Origin of the sequence: Brevundimonas viscosa (assembly GCF_900116065.1) — a bacterium.
In the GTDB taxonomy this organism is placed as follows: Bacteria; Pseudomonadota; Alphaproteobacteria; order Caulobacterales; family Caulobacteraceae; genus Brevundimonas; species Brevundimonas viscosa.
In genome coordinates this window covers 223,605-246,163 of record NZ_FOZV01000002.1, presented here as the reverse complement: position 1 = coordinate 246,163, position 22,559 = coordinate 223,605, and the positions used below count along the sequence as shown (strand labels likewise).

The following is a 22,559-nucleotide window of genomic DNA, read 5'->3' as shown; positions in this document are numbered from 1 at the left end:
CCGTCGCCTCAGGCCGATTCGCCCCTGAGCCGCCTCACGATCCGCTCGCGACCGATCATCGGGGCGACAGCGGCCATGTCGGGGCCATGCGACTGGCCGGTCAGGATCAGGCGCAGCGGCATGAACAGGGCCTTGCCCTTGGCCCCGGTGGCCTCCTTCACCGCCGCCGTCCAGGTCGGCCACAGGTTCTCGTCAACCGTCTCCGGCAACACCTTCAGCGCCGCCTCCGCGAACGCCGCATCCTCGATGACAGGCGCCACCGGCCCGCGCACGATCCGCGCCATGTCGACGACGTCGGCGAACTTCTGCAGATTCGGCCGCACCGCGTTCCAGAAAGCCTCGCCCAGATCGGCGTCGTATTTCTCAAGCCGCGGCTTCGCGACGGCGTAGTCCATGGCGTGCAGCGCCTGGGCGTTCAGCCGGTCAAGGTCGGCGGTGTCGTAGCGGGCCGGAGACCGCCCCATCTTCGAGAAGGCGAAGCTCTGCCCCAGCGCCTGCACCGACTCCGCCACCTCCAGCGGGTCGGAGGTGCCGATGCGGCCGAGATGGCTGGTGATGGCGATCGGTTCATAGCCCTGGTCGCGCATTTCGGAGATCGACAGCGATCCCAGCCGTTTCGACAGGGCCTGGCCGTCGGCGCCGACCAGCAGCGGCATGTGGGCGAAGGCCGGAACCGGCCCGCCCAGCGCCTCGAAAATCTCGATCTGGGCGCCGGTGTTGGTGACGTGGTCCTCGCCTCGGATCACGTGGGTGATGTCCATCTCGATGTCGTCGACGACGGACGGCAGGGTGTAGAGGAACAGGCCGTCCTCGCGGATCAGCACCGGATCCGACATCGAGGCCGTGTCGACCTCGGCGTGGCCGCGCGCCAGGTCTTCCCAGGCGACGCGTTTGCCGTCCAGCCTGAAGCGCCAGTGCGGCCGCCGCCCCTCCGCTTCGTAGGCCGCCTTTTCAGCGTCGGTCAGGTTCAGCGCCGCGCGGTCGTAGATCGGCGGCAGACCCCGCGACAGCTGCACCTTGCGGCGGCGGTCCAGCTCCTCGGCGGTTTCGTAGCAGGCGTACAGCCGACCCATGGCCTTGAGGCGCTCGGCCGCGGCCTCGTAGCGGTCGAACCGCTTGGACTGGTTGTGCCGCTCGTCCCAATCCAGCCCCAGCCAGCGCAGGTCCAGCTCGATGCCCTGCTCGAACTCGACGGTGGAGCGGGCCAGGTCGGTGTCGTCGATGCGCAGCACGAACTGTCCGCCCTGCCCCTTGGCGAACAGCCAGTTCACCAGCGCGGTGCGGACGTTGCCGACGTGCAGCTTCCCCGTCGGCGACGGGGCGAAACGAACCTTGACGGACATGCAGGGACCTTCAGACGCGAGGGCGCGACAGGTCGCGCCCCGGGACCGGCAAGTCAAGGCGCGGCTTGGGCTGGAGCGGTCGTCATGATAGATTGTCGGCCGTCATGAACGCTCCCGTGCAAATCCGGAAGGCCGACACGGTCGAGAGGCTTCGTCGGTTGGCGGCCCTTGAGGGGAAGTCGATCACCGAACTAGTCGATGAGATGGTGCGGGAGCGTGACGAGCGGCTGACCGCGGCCCGAGAAGCGGACATCGCGCGTCGTAGACGGGCGGTCGAGGAAATCGTCCGCGAGTTCAACAGCCTCCCGGTCGTCGGTCCGCTGCTTACAGATGACGACCTCTACGACGAAGATGGCCTGCCCAGATGATCGCCGTGGACGCTTCCGCGCTCCTGGCCATCCTGCTGGATGAGCCGGAGGGACCGCCGATGCGTGACCTGCTGCTTCGAGCGGATGAAGCGTTCTTGTCCCCGGTCGGCTATTGGGAGGCGGCGACCAAGCTCCGCAGCCACCACGGCGATGCAGGTGTGGTCCGCCTCGACCGCCTCCTGACGGAACTGCACATCACAATCTTTCCGGCCTCCGAGACCAGCGCGAGACTGGCCAGCGGCGCTGAGGCGCGATTCGGGAAGCGGACGCCTGCAAGGCTGAACCTTGGCGACTGTTTCGCCTATGCCTTGGCCAGGCAGGTGGATGCCCCCCCCTGCTCTTCAAGGGCGCCGACTTTCCCCTCACGGACGTCAGATCCGCCTTCCAGGCTTGATCAGTCGTCCCGGTGCACCCGCTCGCGGCGTTCGTGGCGTTCCTGGGCCTCGACCGACAGGGTGGCGGTCGGGCGGGCCTCGAGGCGGCCGAGGCTGATCGGCTCGCCGGTTTCCTCGCAGTAGCCGTAGGATCCGTCCTCGATGCGGCGCAGCGCCTCGTCGATCTTGGCGATCAGCTTGCGCTGGCGGTCCCGGGTGCGGAGCTCCAGGGCCCGGTCCGATTCCGAAGAGGCGCGGTCGACGAGGTCCGGATGGTTCTCGGTCTCGGCCTTGAGGTTGATCACCGTGCCCTTGGACTCGCGAAGGATGTCCTCCTTCCACTCCAGGAGCTTGGCCTTGAAATAGGCCAGCTGCCGCTCGTTCATGAACGGCTCGTCGTCGCTGGGACGGTAGGTGTTCGGTTCCACAACTGACGCCAATGCGTTCATCGCACTCACGCTCTCAATCACGCCCCCTCTGGCGCACGATGCGTATAGGCAGGTCGGGGAGTCGCGGCAACAACGCTCGCGCGAGCGTTACCGGCCGCGGGCGTCCGTTAACGTCGACCGTGACATTTCTTCATCACCCGCAGCGGCAGCCGCACGGATTTTTGAACGATTTCGCCGATTTATGCTGCGTTGCGGCGAAGATCGGCCTTGGCGAGCTCAACCGCAGCGCGCAGGTCGATCTGTTCGAGCAGACCGTTCAGGCCGGGATCGGCGTCCACCGGCCGCTCCTCGCGCAACGCCCGCGACAGCCGCTCGAGCGCGCCGTCGCCCGCCGCGCCCGAGAGCAGCGCCAGTTTCAGCTCATCCAGCCGGTCCAGCAGGCTGCCGCCCCGGCGGATCGCCCGCCGTCGCCGCTCGGTCGCGTCCTCGACGCCCTGCAGCGCCATCAAGGCCGAAACGCCCGCCACGCCCGCGAGCGGAGCGGCGGCCGCCGCCGCCCCCGTCGCCGCCGCAGGGGCCGCGCCGCCCAGCGAGAACCCGCCCGGCGCCTTGCCGGCGCGGGAGGGCTGGCTCGCGGAGGAGCCGGTGGGACCGGTGACCTTCATGCGCGGCGACTCCAGAACATGCCGGACCTTCGCGCCGTCCCGGTCACCGTTTGGTTAACACCCCGGCAAAACTTGCCCCCGGAGCCTGGCCTCCACGCCGCCCTTTTGCTGTTTTCCTTAGACTTTTTCTCTGGCACGAGGCTGGCATCGGAGCGTCCGTCAACAGTTCGCGGACGTCCGACCGATGCAGAAACTGCTCGCCTCCCTCCTGACCGCCGCCGCCCTGGCGGGATTCGCCGGCCCCGCGGCGGCCCAGTCGCGGATCAAGGACATCGCCGCCGTCGAGGGGGTGCGCTCCAACCAGCTGGTCGGCTACGGCCTGGTCGTGGGCCTGAACGGCACGGGCGACAGCCTGCGCAACTGTCCCTTCACCCGCCAGTCGCTCGAGGGCATGACCGAACGGCTGGGCGTCAATATCCGCGGGACCAACGCCAACTCCAAGAACATGGCGGCGATCATGGTGACGGCCGAGTTGCCGCCCTTCGCCACGCCGGGCTCGCGGATCGACGTCTCGGTCTCCTCCATGTGCGACGCCAAGAGCCTGCTGGGCGGCACCCTTCTGGTCACCAGCCTGCAGGGCGCCGACGGTCAGGTCTACGCCGTGGCCCAGGGCTCCATCCAGACCGGCGCCGTCTCCGCCTCCGGCGCCTCGGGTTCGTCGGTGACCCGCGGCGTGCCCACCGCCGGCCGCATCGCCTCGGGCGCCACGGTCGAGCGCGAGACCGGCTTCCAGCTGGCCAACATGAACGAGGTGCGCCTGACCCTGCGCAACCCGGACTTCACCACGGCCCAGCGCGTCGCCGCCGCCATCAACCAGGTCTATCCGGGCACGGCCCTGGCCGAGAACGGCACCGTCGTGGCCCTGCGCGCGCCCGGCCAGATGGGCATGGCCGGCTTCATCAGCCAGGTGGAGAACCTGCCGGTGTCGGTCGACGCGCCGGCCCGCGTGATCATCGACGAGGTCAACGGCGTCATCGTCATGGGCGAGGCCGTGCGGGTCTCCACCGTGGCCATCGCCCAGGGCAACCTGACCGTCTCGGTGCAGGAGAGCCCCTACGTCAGTCAGCCCGAGCCGTTCAGCCGCGGCGGCGAGACGGTCGTGGTGCCCGACTCCCAGGTGCAGGTCGAGGAGGAGCGCGGCGTCCAGATGCGCATGGTCGGCGGCGGGGCCTCCCTGTCGTCGCTCGTCAACGGCCTCAACGCCCTCGGCGTCAGCCCGCGCGACATGATCTCCATCCTGCAGGCCATCAAGGCCGCCGGCGCCCTGCAGGCCGACATCGAGGTGATGTGAGCATGATCGACGCCCTTTCCCCCGCGCCCCCGCCGGCCGCCCCGACCGCCCGGATGCGCGAGACCGCCGAGGCCTTCGAGGCCTCCTTCCTCGCCCAGATGCTCAAGCCGATGTTCGAGGGGCTGAAGACCGACGGCATGTTCGGCGGCGGCCAGGGCGAGGCGACCTGGCGCGGCTTCATGATCGAGGCGATGGCCAAGCAGACGGTGCAGGCCGGCGGCATCGGCCTCGCCGACCAGGTGGTCGCCCAGATGCTGAAGATGCAGGAGCAGTCGCAATGACCGGAGCCGCCCTCAACGCCACCGCCCGCCTGCGCCAGCTGATCGACCTGACCGAGCGGCTGACCGCGTCTCTGGCCGAGGAGGCCCAGGCTTTCGAGGCCCGTCGGCCGCAGGACGCCGCGGCCATCGTCGCCGGCACCGCCGAGCTGGCCAACGCCTACCGTCGCGAGTCGGCCCAGTTGAAGGCCAATCCGTCCATGGTCGCGGCCGCCCCGGCGGCGGAGCGCACCGCGCTGATCCGCGCCACTGAAGCCTTCGAGGCCATCCTGACGCGCCACGCCCTCGCCGTGGAAGCCGCCCGCACCGTCTCCGAGGGACTGGTTCGGACGATCGCGGCCGAGGTCGCCGGCCAGCGTGGCGCGCCGACCGCCTACGGCGCCACCGGTCGGGCCAACGCCGGCGACGGCCGCGCCGTCGCCTTCAACCGCACGGCCTGAGTTCGATCCGGCGATCCGCGCCGATCGCCTCGAGGAAATCCGCGTCGTGGCTGACCACGACCAGCGCGCCGTCCCAGGCCCGCAACGCCGCCTCCACCGCCGCCACCGAGTCGAGGTCGAGGTGGTTGCTCGGCTCGTCGAGGATCAGCAGCTGCGGCGGCCGCCTCCCGGTCATGACGCAGGCCAGCGCCGCGCGCAGCCGTTCGCCGCCCGACAGCGTTCCGACCATCCTCTGCGCCGCCGCGTTGCGGAACAGGAAGCGTGCGAGGGCGGCGTGGGCCTCGTTCGGCGTCGCCTCCGGGTTCAGCCGCCGGTAGCCGTCCATCAGGGTCTCGCCGGGCCGCAGCAGCGCCGCCTCCTGGTCCAGCAGGGCGGAGGCCGCGGGCCGCTCCACCCGCCCCTGCGTGGGGTGCAGCGCGCCGGCCATCAGCTTCAGCAGGGTCGACTTGCCCGCGCCGTTGGGCCCCACGAGCGCGACACGTTCAGGCCCGGTGAGCCGTAAGGAGAGCGGCCCGAGGATGCGCCGGCCTTGCGGCGTCGTCCACACCGCCTCCTCCACCGCCAGAACCGTCCGCCCGGCCGCCAGCCCCGTTGGCGGAAGGGGAATGTCCAGCGTCCGCGCCTGCTCGACCCGGTCGCGCGCCTCCGCCAGCTCCAGCGCGACGGCCTCGGCCCGGCGCTGCGCCAGCCGATCCTCGCGCGCCCCGGAGTTCTCCGCCCGCTCCTTCATCGCCCCCAGCAGGATCTTCGGCTCCGAGCGCTTCGTGGCGAAGGCTCGCCCGGCGCGATCTCGCCGCGCCTTGCGCTCGACGGCCCGCTGCGCCTCGCGTCCCGCCCGCTCGACCTCCCGCTCCGCCGTCTCCAGGCTCCGTTCAGCCGCCGCCCGCTCGGCCGCCTTGCGCTGGGCGTAGAGGTCGTAACCGCCGCCGTAGGTCGCCGCCCCGAGGCCCGACAGCTCGACGATGCGGTCCATACGGCGCAGCAGGGCCCGGTCGTGACTGGCGACCACCACCCCGCCGGGCCAGCGGCCCAGCACTTCGGCCACACGGGCGCGGCCGTCGCCGTCCATGTGGTTGGTCGGTTCGTCGAGCAGGAGCAAATCGGGCGGGTCCAGCAGCAACGCCGCCAGCCGCAGCCGTGTCTGTTCCCCGCCGCTGAGGGTGGCGACGTGGCGACCGGGCTGCAGCTCCTCGAGGCCGACATCGGCCAGCGCCGTCTGGATGCGTGTCTCCAGCGTCCAGTCGGCCTCCGCGAGGTCCTGTTCGCTCCCCTGCCCCGCCAGCACGCGCTCAATGGCGGCCAGCGGGCCGGCGACGCCGAGGGCCGCCGCGACCGTCTCGCCGGAGCCTGGCTCGCGCCGCTGCTCAAGCCACGCCACGGTCCCGGCGCGCGCGACCACGCCCTCGGCCGGATGGCCCGGACCGGCGATCAGGCGCAACAGGGTGGTCTTGCCGGTCCCGTTGCGGCCGACAAGACCGGTGCGCTCCCGCCCGAAGGCGAGGCTCAGATCAGCGAAGAGAGTGCGGCCGTCAGGCGTGCGGGCGGCGACGCGATCGAGCGTCGCGAGCGCGGATGCGCACGGGTTTCGGCCGGGGTTGGAGAGCGACATAGGCGAGCACGAGCAGCGGGGCGGAAAGGGCGACTGCGATTTCCAGCGTGCTGATCATGGTCGTCGGGCCTCCGGGCCGGTTCACTCGTACGATGTGAAGATGCGGGCCGCGTCCGCCGCCTGCAAGCCTTTTCGCCGGGAACGGACGATCACGAGATCGTGCCGCGTCGTCGCAGGCGTACGCCCGCGCTGGCCCAGGGCGGCGCGCGGCCCTACATCCGGGCCATGGAACCCCGCGTCACCTCCGAGGGCCTCGGCAGCCGCCGCGAGGCCCTGATCGAGCAGATCCGCGCCGAGACCGGCATCGACGAGCCGATGATCGCGCGCCTGGTCGACGCCTTCTATGGCAAGGTGCGCGCCGATCCCCTGCTCGGGCCGGTGTTCGACGCCCGCATCTCCGACTGGGAACCCCACCTCGCGCAGATGCGGCTGTTCTGGTCGTCGGTGGCCCTGATGAGCGGCGTCTATCATGGCCGCCCGATGCCGAAGCACCTGCCCCTGCCGGTCGACGCGACGCATTTCGACCGGTGGCTCGAACTGTTCGAACAGACGGCCCGCGAAGTCTGCCCGCCCGCGGCCGCCGATCACTTCATCGAACGCGCCCGCCGCATCGCCGAGAGCCTCGAACTCGGGATCGCCGGCGCCCACGGCGTGCTGCTGGGCAAGGGGGAGCGGTATGTGCGGCAGCCAGAGGCTCGCAGGTCTCCGGGCTGAGTGGGGTCAGCGATCCTCGCGCGTATGGAAGATGCGCGTGACCAGCACTGCATCCGGAACGATCCGGTAGCGGACCTCATATCCGCCCTGCCCAAACCGGACCACCAGGCGGCGGTACCCGGGCGGGCCTGGACGGCCAAGACGCGGGAACTTTCCGATGTCGCCGAGAGCGTCCTGCAAGACAGCCATCGCCCGATCGGCCACCTGCGGGCTCATCTCGACGAGGAAGGCGAAGAGGCGATCCCGATCCGCAAGCGTGCGCGGGGAAAGCCGAACCGGAAGCAAGGCTCAGCTCTTGTACCTGGCGCGAATCGACTCCTGCAGCCCCTGCATCCATTGGTCGGCCTCAAGGAACTCGCCGGTCTTCTCGTACTCGGCGGCCCGGCTGAAGTCCTCCGCCCAGTCGTCCTCAAGCGCAAGGTCAAGAACCTGCACTGCGAAAGATCGAACGTCCACTCCGGCCGCCTCTGCGGCCTGCCGCAAGCGGCGGGCCCGATCCTCATCGAGATGGATGTCGAAGCCGTCGGCCATTTCGAAAGATTACGCCGGGTCTCCTGATCGCGCAACGCGCCGGCTTCCCCTCCACGCGGCGACAAGGCTTTCGGTCCCTGCTGCCATCTTCTGTCAGCAGCGCATGCCGCCAGCCACAATGTTCCCGCATTGTTCTTGCTGAATCCGGCGAATTGCTCCCCATATAGCGACGTCGCGCCGGAGCCTGCTCCGGCTCCCCCGCGTTTCCGGATTCCATGACCGAAAAGCACAACTTCATCCGCGTGCGCGGCGCGCGCGAGCACAATCTCAAGGGCGTCGATCTCGACATCCCGCGCGAGAAGCTGGTGGTCATGACCGGCCTGTCGGGGTCGGGCAAATCCTCGCTCGCCTTCGACACCATCTACGCCGAGGGCCAGCGCCGCTACGTGGAGTCGCTGAGCGCCTACGCCCGCCAGTTCCTCGAACTTATGGGCAAGCCCGACGTCGACCTGATCGAAGGCCTGTCGCCGGCCATCTCCATCGAGCAGAAGACCACCTCGAAGAACCCGCGCTCGACGGTGGGCACGGTGACCGAGATCCACGACTACATGCGCCTGCTGTGGGCGCGCGTGGGCGTGCCCTATTCGCCGGCGACCGGCCTGCCGATCGAGAGCCAGACCATCAGCCAGATGGTCGACAAGCTGACCGCCCTCCCCGACGGCGAGCGCCTGCTGCTGCTCGCCCCCGTCGTGCGCGGCCGCAAGGGCGAGTACCGCAAGGAGATCGCCGAGTGGCAGCGCTCGGGCTTCCAGCGCCTGAAGATCGACGGCGAGTTCTACGCCATCGAGGATGCGCCGGCGCTCGACAAGAAGTTCAAGCACGACATCGACATCGTCGTGGACCGCATCGTCACCAAGCCGGGACTGGAAGGCCGTTACGCCGACAGCCTGCAGACCGCGCTGGGCCTCGCGGACGGCATCGCCACAGCCGAATGGGCCAGTGTCGCCGAGGGCGAGAGCCAGCCGCGACGGATCGTCTTCTCCGAGAAGTTCGCCTGCCCGGTCTCCGGCTTCACCATCAGCGAGATCGAGCCGCGGCTGTTCTCGTTCAACAATCCCTTCGGCGCCTGCCCGGTGTGCGACGGCCTCGGCGTCAAGCTGGCCTTCGACGCCGACCTGGTGGTGCCTGACCGCGACAAGAGCCTGCACAAGGGCGCGGTGGCCCCTTGGTCGCGCGGCCCCTCGCCGCTCTACACCCAGACACTGCAGTCGCTCAGCCGCCACTACGGTTTCTCCATGGACAAGCCGTGGCGCGACCTGCCGGAAGCGGCGCAGCAGGTGATCCTGCACGGCTCCTCCGGCGAGAAGGTGAAGTTCACCTACGACGACAACGCCCGCACCTACGAGACCACCAAGGCCTTCGAGGGCGTGCTGCCGAACCTCGAGCGGCGCTGGCGCGAGACCGATTCCGCCTGGGTGCGCGAGGAGCTGGGCCGCTTCCAGTCCGAGACTCCCTGCGAGGCCTGCGGCGGCAAGCGCCTCAAGCCCGAGGCCCTGGCGGTCAAGGTCGCCGGTCAGGACATCGCCGAGATCAGCTGGCTTTCCATCAAGGCGGCGCACGAGTGGTTCACCGCCCTGGACGGCCAACTCACCGACAAGCAGATGGAGATCGCGCGGCGGATCCTGAAGGAGATCAACGACCGTCTGCGCTTCCTCAACAACGTCGGCCTCGACTACCTCAACCTGTCGCGCAGCTCCGGCACTCTGTCGGGCGGCGAGAGCCAGCGGATCCGCCTGGCCAGCCAGATCGGCTCGGGCCTGACCGGCGTGCTCTATGTGCTCGACGAGCCGTCGATCGGCCTGCACCAGCGCGACAACACCCGTCTGCTCGACAGCCTGAAGGGCCTGCGCGACCTCGGAAATTCGGTGCTGGTGGTCGAGCACGACGAAGAGGCCATCCTGACGGCCGACTACGTCATCGACATGGGTCCAGCCGCCGGCGTGCACGGCGGCGAGGTCTGCGCCCAAGGCACGCCCGAAGAGGTGATGGCCAACCCGAACTCGCTGACCGGCAAGTACCTGACCGGCGAGCGCGAGATCGAGCTGCCGGCCGACGGGCGGCGCCCCGTCGACCGCAAGAAGATGCTGAAGATCAGCGGGGCCCGTGGCAACAACCTGAAGAACGTCACCGGCGAGATCCCCGGCGGCCTGTTCACCTGCGTCACCGGCGTGTCCGGCGGCGGCAAGTCGACCTTCACCATCGAGACCCTGTACAAGGCGGCCGCCCGCCGGCTGCACAACGCCTCCGACGCCCCCGCCCCCTTCGACCGCATCGAGGGGCTGGAGCTGTTCGACAAGGTGATCGACATCGACCAGAGCCCGATCGGCCGTACGCCGCGCTCCAACCCGGCCACCTACACCGGGGCCTTCGGCCCGATCCGCGACTGGTACGCCGGCCTGCCGGAGTCAAAGGCCCGCGGCTACGGGCCCGGCCGCTTCTCCTTCAACGTCAAGGGCGGCCGCTGCGAGGCCTGCCAGGGCGACGGCGTCATCAAGATCGAGATGCACTTCCTGCCCGACGTCTACGTCACCTGCGACGTCTGCAAGGGCAAGCGCTACAACCGCGAGACGCTGGAGATCGTCTTCAAGGGCAAGAGCATCTCGGACGTGCTCGACATGACCGTCGAGGAGGCCGCCAGCTTCTTCACGGCGGTGCCGTCGATCCGCGACAAGATGCTGACCCTGGAGCGGGTCGGCCTGGGCTACGTCAAGGTCGGGCAGCCCGCCACCACCCTGTCCGGCGGCGAGGCCCAGCGGGTCAAGCTGTCCAAGGAGCTGTCGCGCCGCGCCACCGGCCGCACCCTCTACATCCTCGACGAGCCGACCACGGGCCTGCATTTCGAGGACACCCGCAAGCTGCTGGAGGTGCTGCAGGAACTGGTCGACGCCGGCAACACCATCGTCGTCATCGAGCACAACCTCGACGTCATCAAGGTGGCCGACTGGCTGCTCGACTTCGGCCCCGAGGGCGGCGACGGCGGCGGCGAGATCGTGGCCGTGGGCACGCCCGAACAGGTGGCGCAGAACCCCGCCAGTTGGACCGGCAAATACCTCAAGGAGGTGCTGGACCGCCACGAGGTCCGGCGCAAGGCGCGGGTGGCCGCGCTGAAGAAGCGGGCCTGAGGGCCCGTCGTCAGGCCGCGCGGGGACCGTCGGCCGTGATGCTTCGGTAGGCCGCCGAGAACGGCGCATAGACCACGGCCACCTGCAGGGCCGAAACGATGGCGTTGGTCACGATCCACACGAGGATCATCGGCCAGGCCGTCTGCAGGATCTCGGCCAGGGCGGCGCCCTCGAGGTCCTGCAGCCCGGTCATGCCGCCGGTCAGGAACTGGAGCGGCGTGAGCACCAGGGAGCCAAGCAGACCGACCACCAGGCTCAGCACTCCGGCAAGGATCGCCATGCCCAGCAGCGGCCAGAAGCGGCCGCGGGTCAGACGGAAGGAGTCCAGAATCGCGATCCGGCGCTCGCCGACGGTGATCGGCACCGCGAGACACAGGCGCACTCCCAGCCAGATGAGGCCCCCCAGAGCCGCCAGCCCGAGCAGGACGGCGACCAGCCACAACCACGGCGCCTCAAGGGAGGCGGCCAGACCGCCGACGATGCCCACAAGGGTGAAGGTCACCCCGCCCAGGGCCATGAACATCAGCCCCAGGGCGACGGTCACGACGAGCACCCGCACCTCGTCCATGCCGAAGCGCAGGTAGCCGAAGCGGCTCTCCTCGGGCCGCAGCACGGCCCGGGACACCGCTGCATAGACCACGGCGCCGGCGGCGAGGCTGATCGGCAGCACCACGGCGAAGACGCTCATGTAGAGCTGAAAGATCGGCATGAAGTCCTCGGGCGACGGGGTCCCCGCGGCCTCCAGCGCCTCGGCGGCGTTGACGAGGCGGATCAGGCTGCCGCCGATCGCGGCCATCACCAGCGCCATCACCACCATGTAGAACAGGGACCACCAGACCAGCGTCATCGGCCGACGCCGCACCACCCGGAATCCCTCGAACACCGCATCGGTCGCCGAGAAAGCCATGTCTTGCCCCTTCTGAGTCCGCCGCGAGTCTAGAGAGGCTCCAGCCCGGTGTCAGCGGAAATCGGCTCCGCCGGGGCCGGTTCACGGGCGAGGACCTCGACCACCCGGGCGTAGGGCGCGGTCATCAGCACCTGGGAGAAGCCCTGCAGCCAGGCCATGGGCAGGAGCAGGATCAGCCCGGCGGCGATCAGCCAGCCGGGCTGCTCGCCGAGGCCCTCGAACCAGGCCTCCCACGCCTCCGGATTGTCCACGGCCAGCGCGCCCGCGCCCAGTCCGAACACCATCGCGACGAGCACGACCAGCGCGATCAAGGCCACCGCCATTCCGAAGGCGATGAGGACCATGAGCAGAAGCAGGCCGAACAGGCGCCACGTCTGGCCGCGCCCCAGCTTCCAGCCCTGCTCGAAGCCGAAGGTCCGGTAGCGCAGGCTGGCCGGGGCCATCAACGCCAGACGTCCCCAGAGCAGCAGGATACCAAACCCGACGACCGCCCCCATGCCGATGTAGCTGAGCGTCCGCCACGGCTCCGCCACCTGCCACAGGGCGAACCCCACGCCCACCGCCAGCATGGCCGCGACGACGAGGACGAGAATGGCCCCGACGCCGACCGCGAGCCCCACGACCGCCACGTGCAGTTCGTCCGCGCCGACGCGGAGAAACATCGCCGGGTCGCCGCGCCGCCGTCCGGACAGCACGGCCCGTCCGACCGCCGTGGTCACCAGCAGCACCGACAGCAGCTGGACGAGGTTGGCGAGCTGCGACCACACCTGGAACCGCCAGATCGAGCCGAGCTCCGCCTCCAGGGTCTTCGGATCGGCTCCGGCGGCGAAGGTCCCCGCCGCGCTCAGTTCGCCGAACATCGGCACGGCCGCGCCGAGCACGATCAGGACGGGCGCGAGCAGGACCAGCCCCCACGCCGTGGTCGCCAGCGGCCGGCCGAAGCCGGTCCGGAACGCCTCGCCGGCCGCGTCCGAGATCGAGAATGTCTTCATTGTCAGTCCCCCGGGGCCAACCTTAACCATTGAACGGCGGTTCGTCAGCCCTTTCGACGTACGGGCTGACGTCGCGGCCCGGGGCGGCTAGAAGCCCGCCATGAGCAACACCCCCTCCCCCGTCCATGTCATCGGCGGCGGCCTCGCCGGCTCCGAGGCGGCCTGGCAGATCGCCTCCGCCGGCGTGCCCGTCGTCCTGCACGAGATGCGCGGCGTGCCCGGCGTCAGGACCGATGCGCACCACACCGACGGCCTGGCCGAGCTGGTCTGCTCCAACTCCTTCCGCTCGGACGACTGGGAGTACAACGCCGTCGGCCTGCTGCACGCCGAGATGCGCGCGCTGGACTCGATCATCATGGCCTGCGGCGACGCCCACCAGGTGCCGGCCGGCGGGGCGCTGGCAGTGGACCGCGAGGGCTTCTCGCAGGCGGTCACCGCCAGGCTCACGGCCCACCCGCTGGTGACGGTCGTGCGCGAGGAGATCGCCGGCCTGCCGCCGGAAGAGTGGGACAACGTCATCGTCGCCACCGGCCCGCTGACCTCCCCCGCCCTGGCCGAGGCCATCCTGAAGACCACGGGCGAGGAGAGCCTCAGCTTCTTCGACGCCATCGCCCCCATCGTCCACGCCGACTCCATCGACTTCGACATCGCCTGGCGCCAGTCGCGCTACGACAAGGCCGGCCCGGGCGGCGACGCCGCCGCCTATGTCAACTGCCCGATGGACAAGGCCCGGTACGACGCCTTCATCGACGCCCTGCTGGCCGGCCCCAAGGCCGAGTTCAAGGAGTGGGAGGACGTCCCCTATTTCGACGGCTGCCTGCCCATCGAGGTGATGGCCGAGCGCGGCCGCGAGACGCTGCGCCACGGTCCGATGAAACCGGTCGGCCTGACCAATCCGCGTGACCCGACGGTCAAGGCCCACGCCATCGTCCAGCTGCGCCAGGACAATGCGCTGGGCACCCTGTTCAACATGGTCGGCTTCCAGACCAAGCTGAAATACGGAGCCCAGACCGAGATCTTCCGCATGATCCCGGGCCTGCAGCACGCCCAGTTCGCCCGCCTCGGCGGCTTGCACCGCAACACCTTCCTCAACTCGCCGAAGCTGCTCGACCGCCAGCTGCGCCTCAAGGCCCTGCCGCGCCTGCGCTTCGCCGGTCAGGTCACCGGCGTCGAAGGCTATGTCGAGAGCGCCGCCATGGGGCTGTTGACCGGCCGCCTCGCCGCCGCCCAGGCGCTGGGCCGGAGCCTCGCTCCGCCACCGCCCGAGACCGCCATCGGGGCGCTGGTCGAGCACATCACCGGCGGCCACCTCGAAGGCGCCAAGTTCCAGCCGATGAACATCAACTACGGCCTGCTTCCGCCGCTCGAGGCGCCGAAGGTGGACGCCGAGGGGCGGAAGATTCCGCCGAAGGACCGCGGCCGGGCCAAGAAGCGGCTGATGAGCGTGCGGGCGCTGGAGGCGCTGAAGACCTGGCGGGACTCGGTCTAGCCTGCCCCGGATGGAGCGGGCGAGGGACATGTTCTGGATCACCGGCGGCCTTATCCTGCTCGCGGCTCTGCCGGCGCTCCTGAACGTGCGGGCGGCGCCGCTTGAACTGCTGGCCAATCTCAGGCCCCAGATCGCCGTCCTGGTCCTCGCCTTCGGGGTCGCCGCCATCACCGTCGGTCGATACGGGACTGCGGGCCTCGCCGCCGGCGTCCTCGCCCTGCTCCTGCTGACGACGCCGGAACTCTTCTCGCGAGTCCCCCGACCCGTGGACCGGCCCGATCTGACCCTTGTCTGGGGCAACGTTTTCAAATCGGACGCGGCGACCGAGCGCCTCGCGCAGCTGGCGCGCCGTCGGGGGGCCGAGCTTGTCATCCTTGGCGAACCCCCGGCCCCGGAGACGACCCGCCGCCTGCTGGCGGACTATCCGTTTCATTACGGCGTCCACGATCCGGACCGCCACGGCGCCGCGATCTTCAGCAGGCGTCCCCTGACCGAGCGCGGCGGCCCCGACCTCCCGCCGGCAAGCTATCCGGTTTCGGTCGTGGAGGTGGACGGGCTGACGGTCGCCGCTCTCCATCCGCCGGTCGCGGTGAGCCGCCGCCGGCTCGCGGAGAGCGAGATGATGCTGGCGGGCGCGGCCGCCCAGCTGGACGGAGACGCGGGCGTCATCGTGGGGGACATGAACGCAACCCCCTGGTCGGCCCGTCTGCGCCAGCTCTCAAGGCGGCTGATCCGGATATCCCCTGCCCGCGCATCCACCTGGTTCTCGAGCCTGCCGGTTCTGGGCCTGCCGATCGACCACGTATTCGTCACGCCCGGTCTCGACGCTTCGGCGGAGATCGGTCCGGGCATCGGTTCCGATCACCTGCCGCTGATCGTATCCATCAAGCGGCCGGTCGTGTTCCGGGACAGCCTCCCACCCGCCGCCTGATCACCAGGCGGTCATCCGCCGCAGCGTTCCGTCCCGCATGACGTAGTGGTGAGCCAGGGCCGCGACGGCGTGCAGGCCGACCAGCCAGTAGCCGACGGTCCCCAGCGTCTCGTGGATCTCCTCGGTGCGTTCGGCCAGCCCGTCGTTCGGGCCGGTCAACGGCGGCAGGGACACGCCGAACAGGCGCACCGGGTCGCCCTCGGCGCTCAGCGTCAGCCAGCCCAGCAGGGGCATGGCGATCATGAAGGCGTAGAGCGCCAGGTGCAGCACGGCGGCGCCCCGGTCGGCGAGACTGCGGCCCGCACGATGTCCGCCGCCGAACCAGCGGGCGATGACCCGGACCCAGACGAGGCCGAACACGGTCAGGCCAAGGCTGAAATGCCAGGCCTTCAACGCCTCGCGGATCTCGCTGCCCCGGGGATAGCCCTCGCGCAGCAGGATGGTGGCGTAAACGGCGACCAGCAGCGCGAGCATGAGCCAGTGCAGGCCGATGGACAGGCGGCTGTACGCACGAGGCGATACGGACGCGGCGACGAAGCTCATGGGGCGGCTCCTGGATGACATGACCAAGCTTGCGCCGGCGGCCGGCCGACTTCGTTGATCCAGCGCAACCGCCCTAGCCGACGACCGTCCCGAACAGCCGCCCGATCGCCGCCGTCACCGCCATGGCCAGGGCGCCCCAGAACAGCACCCGAGCGGCCGAACGGACCAGGGGTGCGCCGCCCGCCTGCGCCCCCAGCAGGCCGAGTGCGACCAGTCCGAGGAGGGTCGCCGTCACGACCCAGGCCAGAACCGCGGCCTCCGGGGCGAGCGCGGCGATGAGCAGCGGCAAGGCCGCGCCGGCGGCGAAGGTCACGGCCGAGGTCAGGGCCGCCTGGATCGGCCGGGCGGTGGAAATCTCGGAAATGCCCAGTTCGTCCCGGGCGTGCGCCCCCAGGGCGTCCTTCTCCATCAACTGCAGGGCCACCTTGCGCGCCAGCTCCGGCTCAACGCCGCGCGCCGCGTAGATGCCCGCCAATTCCTCCACCTCGGCCTCCCGGTCGGTGGCCAGCTCCGCCGTCTCGCGCGCCAGATCGGCCCTCTCGGTGTCGGATTGGGAGCTGACCGAGACGTATTCGCCGGCCGCCATCGACATGGCCCCGGCCGCCAGCCCCGCCACCCCGGCGATCAGCACCGCGGCCCGCGACCCTTCCGCCGCCGCAACGCCGGCGACCAGGCTGGCGGTGGAGACCAGCCCGTCGTTGGCCCCCAGCACCGCCGCGCGCAGCCAGCCGATGCGCGCCACCCGATGCCATTCGGGGTGAGACTTCATGCGGGTCATGGGCGGCGCTCCGGAGGTTCCCGGAAAAGGAAGCCCGCTTCTCGCTCCCCGGCAAGCGAAGGATCGTCAGATCCGCCCCCTCGCCGTGGCCCACACCAGCCTGAGGCGCTTCAATGGCTCCGGTGCATCCGGATCCCGCAGGGCGGCATGGGCCACCGCCGGAAAGGCCGCCGCCGGCAGCGCCCTCAGCGCGGCGTTGGCCGCCGGGCGCAGGGCGGCCGCCTCTTCCGCCCGGCCCGTCAGCGTCAACCCGCGCACCCGCGCCGCCCCGGCCACGGCGGCCTCATGCCCCGGTCCCGCCAGCACCCGCGCCGCCGCCTGCGTCGGACCGACGAAAAGGGCCTCCAGATCGTGCGGCCGTCGGTGCGCGCGATCGACATGCGCCTCGATCAGGGCGTCGGCCCACGGCCGCTCCAGCCCGCGCCGCTCCACGGCCGCGGCCAGCGCCTCCAGCACCGGATGGCCCTTGCGCGGCGCGCCGGCGAACACCCCGTCCATCTGCTCGGCCCACCAGGTCAGCCGCATCTCGGCCAGCAGCGGCTGGCCGACCTTGGCCGGAATGGACGCCAGCTCGGCCTCGAAGGCGTAGAGCGCCATCAGGTCGGCGCGCACGGCCTCGTCGGCGACGAAGCGGCTGGACAGCCAGCGGTCAGGGTCGGCGGCGCGGACCTGGGCGTCGAGATCGGTCATCCGCGCCCCATAACGCGAAAGGCCGGGAAGGTCGCCCTCCCCGGCCGCTCGATCCGTCGTCCTTATGCGGTCAGCCAAACAGCGTCTGGTACATGGCCATGGAGGTCAGCATCGGCAGCGACAGCAGGAGGTTGGTGCGGCTCGCCAGCATGGCCAGCCGCGCCGCCTTCGCCTTCTTCTCGTCGTCGGCCGGGACGATGCCCAGGGCCCGCTTCTGGTTCGGCCAGATGATCCCCCACACGTTGAGGAACATGACGATGGCCAGCCAGACGCCGATGCCCATCAGGGCGAACTGCTGGTCGCCCTCGACCATGCCGCCGGCGAAGCCGAAGCTCAGCACCTCCATGGCGTAGGCGTGGCCGCGGGCGAACATCACCGCCAGACCGGCCAGCACCGTGGCCAGCGCCGACCAGCGGAACCAGAAAAGCGCCTCGGGCGCGATATGCTTGCCGATGGCCGGCTTCAGCTCGGCCGGGATGGCGGGCATGACCCGGATCTGGACGAAGTTGAAATAGTACAGCAGCCCGATCCACAGGATGCCGGCGAGGACGTGCAGCCAGCGGAACGCCGCCTGCCAGAAACCGAGGTCATAACCGCCCGGAGCCAGCTGGCCGAAGGCGTAGATCATCACCCCGGCCATCACCAGGCCGAGCAGGATGGTGGTGCGGAAGTTGGAAAGCAGTCTGGCGAACATGGCGGCCGCCCCTCCCCGGGCGTCGTGAATCAATGAAGCGCGACCTTACAGCCGCGCTTCACAGACAAACACCGAAAGAATGTGGGGGCTTTCGCCGCCCTACGGCTGCGAGGCCATGCCCAGCTTGACCGGCTTGACGTCGTCAGGTCCGCCCCGCTTCACGCCCCACAGCAGCAGCACCGGCGCGGCCACATAGACCGAGGAGTAGGTGCCGACCACGATGCCGAAGATCAGGGCGATGGCGAAGGGCTGCAGCGGACCGCCGCCCAGCACCGCCAGCACGCCGAGGGCAAACAGGGCGGTGACGCCGGTCATGATGGTCCGCGACAGGGTCTCGTTGATCGACAGATCGATCAGCTCGCCCAGCGGCATCTTCTTGTACTTGCGCAGGTTCTCGCGGATGCGGTCGTACACCACGACGGTGTCGTTCATCGAATAGCCGATCACGGTCAGGATCGAGGCGACCGCGGTCAGGCTGAACTCCATGCCCGTCAGGGCGAACAGGCCGAAGGTCAGGATGACGTCGTGGAACAGGCCGATCACGGCCCCGAGGCCGAACTGCCATTCGAAGCGGAACCAGATGTAGACCAGCATCAGCACGATGGCGACGAGCAGGGCCATGACGCCGTTCTGCAGCAGCTCGCCCGACACCGCGGCGCCGACCGCCTCGGTGCGGGTGAACTGCACCGCGCCGAGGTCCTCGGTCAGACCGGCCTTGACGCGGTTGATGGTCTCGCCGGCGGTGACGCCCTCAAGGTTGCCGAACTTGGCCATGGCGTGGAAGCGGCCGCTCGGGTCCGAGCCGGGAACGGAATAGCTCTGCACCTGGGCGTCGGGCACGCCCTGGTCGTTGAGGCTGGCGCGGATCTCGGCGAGATCGACCGGCTCGGGGGCCGTCGACATCTCGATCAGGTTGCCGCCGAGGAAGTCGACGCCGCAGGTCAGGCCGCCGCACTTGTTGTCGGCCGGCCAGATGGTGAAGAACACCGACGCCACCACCAGCAGCACGGACAGGGATCCGAACAGCTTGGCGTAGCGGACGAACCGGAAGTTCGTCTTGATCGGCAGCAGCTTGATGAGGGGCCAGAAGCGGGACATGGGCGACCTCACGACGCGATCGGAAGCTTCTTCGGCCGCGCGACGCGGAACCAGAAGGCGAGAAGGACCTGGGTGACCAGGACGGCGGTGAACACCGAGGTGACGACACCGATCGACAGCGTCCAGGCGAAGCCGCGCACCGGCCCGGCGCCGAACCAGAACATGATCAGCGCCGCCAGGATGGTGGTCAGGTTGGCGTCGACGATGGTCACCATGGCGCGGTTGAAGCCGGCGTCCATGGCGGCGATCGGCGAGCGCCCGGCGTTGGCCTCGTCGCGCATGCGCTCGAAGATCAGCACGTTGGCGTCGACGGCCATGGCCAGGGTCAGGATCAGGCCGGCGATGCCCGGCAGGGTCAGGGTGGCGCCGGTCAGCGACATGGCGGCGATGATCAGCAGGCCGTTCATCAGCAGGGCGACGACCGAGATGCCGCCGAAGAGCAGCCCGTAGGACAGCACCATGAACACCAGCACGCCGATGAAGGCGATCAGGGTGGCCAGCTGGCCGGCGCGCACGGCGTCGGCGCCCAGCGAGGCGGTGACGCTGCGGCGCTCCTCCACGGTCAGCGGGGCCGGCAGCGAACCGCCGTTCAGCAGGTTCACCAGCTCGGAAGCCGAGGCGATGGTGAAGCTGCCCTCGATGATGCCCTGGCCGCCGGTGATGGCCGAGTTGATGCGCGGCGCCGAGATGACCTTGCCGTCGAGGATGATCGCGAAGGGCTTGCCGATGTTGGCGGCGGTGGTCTCGCCGAAGCGGCGCGCGCCCTGGCCGTCGAAGCGGAAGCCGATGGCGGGGCGGTTGTTCTGGTCGGTGGTGACGCTGGCGTCGACGAGGTTCTCGCCCGAGACGATCACCCGGCGCTTGACCAGATAGGGGGTGCCGTCCTCGCCGAACAGCACCTCCGCGTCGGGCGGCACGGCGCCGGCCAGCGCCTCCTGCAGGGAGTTCTCGACGTCGACCATCTGGAAGGTCAGCTGGGCCGTCTGGCCGATGACCCGCTCCAGCTGGGTGGGATCGCTCTCGCCCGGCGCCTGGACCACGATCCGGTCGGCGCCCTGGCGGGTGATCGAGGGCTCGCGGGTGCCGAGGCTGTCGATACGGCGGCGCACCACCTCGATCGACTGCTCGACCGCCGTGGGGCCCATCTGCGACAGCGCCTGGTCGGTGTAGGCGTAGCGGACGCGGTTGTCGCCGACGCGGTTGACGGTCCGGTCGGAGACCAGGCCCACGCCGGTCGAGAGCAGCCGGCGCAGGGCGTCGACCGCCGCGTTGGTCTGGTCCGGGCTGGACACGGTGACCACCACGCCGTTGCCGTCGCGGGCGATGCCGGCCACGCCGATCTGCGCCTCGGACAGCACCTGACGGGCGTCCTCGCTGAGGTTCTGCAGGCGCTTCTCCCGCATCGCCTCCACGTCCACCTGCAGCAGCAGGTAGGAGCCGCCCTGCAGGTCGAGGCCGAGGTTCAGCGTCGGCTTGGGCAGCCAGCCCGGCAGGGCCTCGCGCTGCGCAGGGCTCAGCGCGTTGGCGTAGGAGAACAGCAGCCCGAGAACGAGCGTGACTGCGAGAAGGATGACCTTCCAGCGCGACAGATGGACCATGCGGGCTGTCCCGAACCTTTCAGGCGGCCGCTCAGGCCTTGGAGTCGTTGGCGGCGATCGCCGTGCGGTTGCGCACCTCGGTGACCATCGACTTGACCACGCGGACGTTCACGCCCTGGGCGATCTCGACCATGGCCTCCTCGTTCTCGACGCGGGTGACCTTGCCGATCATGCCGTTGGACATCACCACGGTGTCGCCGCGCTTGATCGCCTCGATCATCGCCCGGTGCTCCTTCATCCGCTTCTGCTGCGGGCGGATCATCAGGAAGTAGAACAGGACGAAGATCGCCACGAAGGGCAGGAAATTCACGATAATGGCCATCAGGCCGCCGTCGGCAGCAGTCATCGATACGTCCTTGATCGGGCCGGCCGGCTCGCGGCGGCGCCCCCGGAAAATGAGGCGCGGAACCTAGGGCGCGCCGCCGGACTTTGCAACGCGACGCGCCGCGCGCGTCGACGGCTGCGCTATCGCGGCAACACGCCCAGCGGGTCGACGGCGTTCGGCTCGTCGCCGCGCATGCGCCAGGTCTCGAAGTGCATCGAGGGCCGTCCGTCGCCGGCGCTGGTCCCGACCGTGCCGATGACCTGCCCGGCCGCGACGTCCTGGCCGTCCTGCACCGTCTCCGAGCCCAGATGGCCGTACACGGTGCGCCAGCCGTCGCGGTGGACGATCAGCACCGTCAGCCCCTGTCCCGCCAGGTCGTCGCCGACGTAGCCGACCCGCCCGGCCGCGGCGGCCCGCACCTCCGCCCCTTCCGGCGCGGCGATGTTGACGCCGTTGTTGCGCTCGCCCAGGCCAACCGGGCCGAAGCGGCGCACGATCTCGCCGCGCACCGGCCAGTCCAGGGCCACGGTCGAGGCCGCCGGCGGCGCCGTGGGCGCGGCGGTCGCGGCCGGCTCGCGCGACGGCGGCAACGGCGTCGGGGCGGCGGTGGGAAGCGGCGGAGGAGGCGGCGGCGGCGGCGGGACGCTCTCGGGCGTGCTCATCCCCTCCGGCGACGGCCCGGTGGCGTAGGGGTCGCCGCCGACGTCGACGGCCCCTTGGGGCAGGATCAGCCGTTGTCCCGGCGAGATGTCGGCCCGCGGCCCCAGCGCGTTGAGATCGATCAGCACCTGCACCGGCGTCTGGAAGCGTCGGCCGATGCCGGAAATGGTGTCGCCCGGCTGGATCACATAGCTGGCCCCGGCCACCGCGGCGACCGAACCGGCCGGCGGCGGCGGGGCGGCGAAGCCTTCGGACGCCGGGCCGGCGGCGGGGGTGCGGCCCGAAGCGGTCGAAGCCGGCGCATCCAGGGCCCCGCCCTCGATGTCTGCGACCGGAGCGGTGGACGGCGGCGGCGCGTCGGCGGCCGGATTGGTCGCCCCGCGGACGCCCTCGCCCGAGACCGCCGGGGCCGCCGGCGTGGTCGGATAGGCGGGTGCGCAGCTCACGGGCGGCGCGGCGCCGGCGTAGATCGGATAGCGCGGCGCGTCCGGATAACTCGAACAGGCCGCCAGCGTCATCAGCGCGCCCAGCGCCAGCGCCGCCCGTCGTCCCGCCGTCATCCAGTCCATTCGCCCGCTCCCGAATCCACGTCCCGCCTGCCGGACCATCCCTGGCCCGCGAACCGCGCCAAAGTTGGGCGGGAAGGTTAATGAGAAGGGATTGGGTATTAGGGACCAGGGATTAGGGAAAGGTGACCGGCCGGCTTCACGGCGGAGGCGAACGGCGCTGT

General features: G+C 70.3%; 24 protein-coding genes and 1 pseudogene. 9 read left to right on the top strand and 16 right to left on the bottom strand.

What is annotated here, in order from left to right:
• Positions 1 to 8: 8 nt before the first annotated feature.
• Positions 9 to 1,343, bottom strand: a complete 1,335-nt coding sequence (gltX, locus tag BM333_RS05465) for a glutamate--tRNA ligase (protein ID WP_092308172.1) — start codon at positions 1,341 to 1,343, stop codon at positions 9 to 11.
• A gap of 104 nt (positions 1,344 to 1,447) precedes the next feature.
• Between gltX and BM333_RS05460 the strand changes: the two genes are divergently transcribed.
• Complete coding sequence (locus tag BM333_RS05460; RefSeq protein WP_092308170.1) at positions 1,448 to 1,711, top strand: type II toxin-antitoxin system VapB family antitoxin; 264 nt, start codon at positions 1,448 to 1,450, stop codon at positions 1,709 to 1,711.
• A pseudogene (locus BM333_RS16340) lies at positions 1,708 to 1,980 on the top strand (PIN domain-containing protein); the annotation flags it as partial. The gene BM333_RS05460 and the pseudogene BM333_RS16340, both read left to right, overlap by 4 nt.
• Positions 1,981 to 2,105: 125 nt before the next feature.
• Here BM333_RS16340 and dksA read toward each other — a convergent pair.
• Both dksA and BM333_RS05445 read right to left on the bottom strand, forming a co-directional pair.
• Complete coding sequence (gene dksA, locus BM333_RS05450) at positions 2,106 to 2,534, bottom strand: RNA polymerase-binding protein DksA (RefSeq protein ID WP_092308168.1); 429 nt, start codon at positions 2,532 to 2,534, stop codon at positions 2,106 to 2,108.
• A gap of 179 nt (positions 2,535 to 2,713) precedes the next feature.
• On the bottom strand, positions 2,714 to 3,139 hold the full coding sequence (locus tag BM333_RS05445) for a flagellar assembly protein FliX (protein WP_092308166.1): 426 nt from the start codon (positions 3,137 to 3,139) through the stop codon (positions 2,714 to 2,716).
• 184 nt (positions 3,140 to 3,323) lie between these two features.
• Here BM333_RS05445 and BM333_RS05440 point away from each other — a divergent pair, with 184 nt between their 5' ends.
• From BM333_RS05440 to BM333_RS05430, 3 genes are read left to right on the top strand one after another with little or no spacing between them, the layout of a single operon-like run.
• Positions 3,324 to 4,430, top strand: a complete 1,107-nt coding sequence (locus BM333_RS05440) for a flagellar basal body P-ring protein FlgI (protein WP_092308164.1) — start codon at positions 3,324 to 3,326, stop codon at positions 4,428 to 4,430.
• A 2-nt stretch (positions 4,431 to 4,432) separates the two neighbouring features.
• Positions 4,433 to 4,711, top strand: a complete 279-nt coding sequence (locus BM333_RS05435; protein WP_092308162.1) for a rod-binding protein — start codon at positions 4,433 to 4,435, stop codon at positions 4,709 to 4,711.
• On the top strand, positions 4,708 to 5,148 hold the full coding sequence (locus BM333_RS05430) for a flagellar basal-body protein FlbY (RefSeq protein ID WP_092308160.1): 441 nt from the start codon (positions 4,708 to 4,710) through the stop codon (positions 5,146 to 5,148). The genes BM333_RS05435 and BM333_RS05430 overlap by 4 nt, the downstream gene beginning before the upstream one ends.
• Here the strand turns inward: BM333_RS05430 and BM333_RS05425 are convergent.
• Positions 5,132 to 6,757: an ABC-F family ATP-binding cassette domain-containing protein gene (locus BM333_RS05425; protein ID WP_092308158.1), complete on the bottom strand. Its 1,626-nt coding sequence runs from the start codon at positions 6,755 to 6,757 to the stop codon at positions 5,132 to 5,134. The genes BM333_RS05430 and BM333_RS05425 overlap by 17 nt on opposite strands.
• 159 nt (positions 6,758 to 6,916) lie before the next feature.
• On the opposite strand from BM333_RS05425, the gene BM333_RS05420 reads away from it, so the two are divergent.
• Positions 6,917 to 7,471, top strand: a complete 555-nt coding sequence (locus tag BM333_RS05420) for a group III truncated hemoglobin (RefSeq protein WP_245777156.1) — start codon at positions 6,917 to 6,919, stop codon at positions 7,469 to 7,471.
• 6 nt (positions 7,472 to 7,477) lie between these two features.
• Here the strand turns inward: BM333_RS05420 and BM333_RS05415 are convergent, their stop codons facing one another.
• Entirely contained in the window at positions 7,478 to 7,756 is a 279-nt protein-coding gene (locus BM333_RS05415; protein ID WP_092308154.1) for a type II toxin-antitoxin system RelE/ParE family toxin, read from the bottom strand.
• Positions 7,757 to 7,759: 3 nt separating this feature from the next.
• Positions 7,760 to 8,002, bottom strand: coding sequence for a hypothetical protein (locus tag BM333_RS05410; protein WP_092308152.1), 243 nt, complete (start codon positions 8,000 to 8,002; stop codon positions 7,760 to 7,762).
• A 215-nt stretch (positions 8,003 to 8,217) separates the two neighbouring features.
• Here BM333_RS05410 and uvrA point away from each other — a divergent pair, with 215 nt between their 5' ends.
• On the top strand, positions 8,218 to 11,124 hold the full coding sequence (gene uvrA / locus BM333_RS05405; protein WP_092308150.1) for an excinuclease ABC subunit UvrA: 2,907 nt from the start codon (positions 8,218 to 8,220) through the stop codon (positions 11,122 to 11,124).
• A gap of 10 nt (positions 11,125 to 11,134) precedes the next feature.
• Here the strand turns inward: uvrA and BM333_RS05400 are convergent, their stop codons facing one another.
• Together BM333_RS05400 and BM333_RS05395 are read right to left on the bottom strand one after the other, a co-directional pair.
• Complete coding sequence (locus BM333_RS05400; RefSeq protein WP_092308148.1) at positions 11,135 to 12,031, bottom strand: hypothetical protein; 897 nt, start codon at positions 12,029 to 12,031, stop codon at positions 11,135 to 11,137.
• A 29-nt stretch (positions 12,032 to 12,060) separates the two neighbouring features.
• A complete protein-coding gene (locus BM333_RS05395; RefSeq protein ID WP_092308146.1) occupies positions 12,061 to 13,023 on the bottom strand; it encodes a hypothetical protein in 963 nt (320 codons plus the stop codon).
• Positions 13,024 to 13,123: 100 nt separating this feature from the next.
• Here BM333_RS05395 and trmFO point away from each other — a divergent pair, with 100 nt between their 5' ends.
• Both trmFO and BM333_RS05385 read left to right on the top strand, forming a co-directional pair.
• On the top strand, positions 13,124 to 14,512 hold the full coding sequence (gene trmFO, locus BM333_RS05390; protein ID WP_092308144.1) for a methylenetetrahydrofolate--tRNA-(uracil(54)-C(5))-methyltransferase (FADH(2)-oxidizing) TrmFO: 1,389 nt from the start codon (positions 13,124 to 13,126) through the stop codon (positions 14,510 to 14,512).
• Between the two features lie 28 nt (positions 14,513 to 14,540).
• Entirely contained in the window at positions 14,541 to 15,443 is a 903-nt protein-coding gene (locus BM333_RS05385; protein ID WP_092308142.1) for an endonuclease/exonuclease/phosphatase family protein, read from the top strand.
• Here BM333_RS05385 and BM333_RS05380 read toward each other — a convergent pair whose 3' ends face one another.
• From BM333_RS05380 to BM333_RS05345, 8 genes are all read right to left on the bottom strand, one after another.
• Positions 15,444 to 15,986 (bottom strand): cytochrome b, encoded by a 543-nt coding sequence (locus tag BM333_RS05380; RefSeq protein ID WP_092308140.1) that lies wholly within the window; start codon positions 15,984 to 15,986, stop codon positions 15,444 to 15,446.
• Positions 15,987 to 16,059: 73 nt separating this feature from the next.
• Positions 16,060 to 16,764, bottom strand: a complete 705-nt coding sequence (locus BM333_RS05375; RefSeq protein ID WP_092308138.1) for a VIT1/CCC1 transporter family protein — start codon at positions 16,762 to 16,764, stop codon at positions 16,060 to 16,062.
• Between the two features lie 66 nt (positions 16,765 to 16,830).
• The gene (locus BM333_RS05370; RefSeq protein WP_092308136.1) at positions 16,831 to 17,454 is read right to left on the bottom strand and encodes a squalene/phytoene synthase family protein; all 624 of its coding nucleotides are present in this window, start codon (positions 17,452 to 17,454) and stop codon (positions 16,831 to 16,833) included.
• A 70-nt stretch (positions 17,455 to 17,524) separates the two neighbouring features.
• Entirely contained in the window at positions 17,525 to 18,148 is a 624-nt protein-coding gene (locus tag BM333_RS05365; protein ID WP_092308134.1) for a hypothetical protein, read from the bottom strand.
• A gap of 99 nt (positions 18,149 to 18,247) precedes the next feature.
• Positions 18,248 to 19,246, bottom strand: coding sequence for a protein translocase subunit SecF (secF, locus tag BM333_RS05360; RefSeq protein WP_092308132.1), 999 nt, complete (start codon positions 19,244 to 19,246; stop codon positions 18,248 to 18,250).
• Between the two features lie 8 nt (positions 19,247 to 19,254).
• Positions 19,255 to 20,844: a protein translocase subunit SecD gene (gene secD / locus BM333_RS05355; protein ID WP_092308130.1), complete on the bottom strand. Its 1,590-nt coding sequence runs from the start codon at positions 20,842 to 20,844 to the stop codon at positions 19,255 to 19,257.
• A 31-nt stretch (positions 20,845 to 20,875) separates the two neighbouring features.
• Positions 20,876 to 21,190, bottom strand: a complete 315-nt coding sequence (yajC, locus tag BM333_RS05350; protein ID WP_092308128.1) for a preprotein translocase subunit YajC — start codon at positions 21,188 to 21,190, stop codon at positions 20,876 to 20,878.
• A gap of 119 nt (positions 21,191 to 21,309) precedes the next feature.
• The gene (locus BM333_RS05345; protein WP_245777155.1) at positions 21,310 to 22,398 is read right to left on the bottom strand and encodes a M23 family metallopeptidase; all 1,089 of its coding nucleotides are present in this window, start codon (positions 22,396 to 22,398) and stop codon (positions 21,310 to 21,312) included.
• Positions 22,399 to 22,559: the final 161 nt, after the last annotated feature.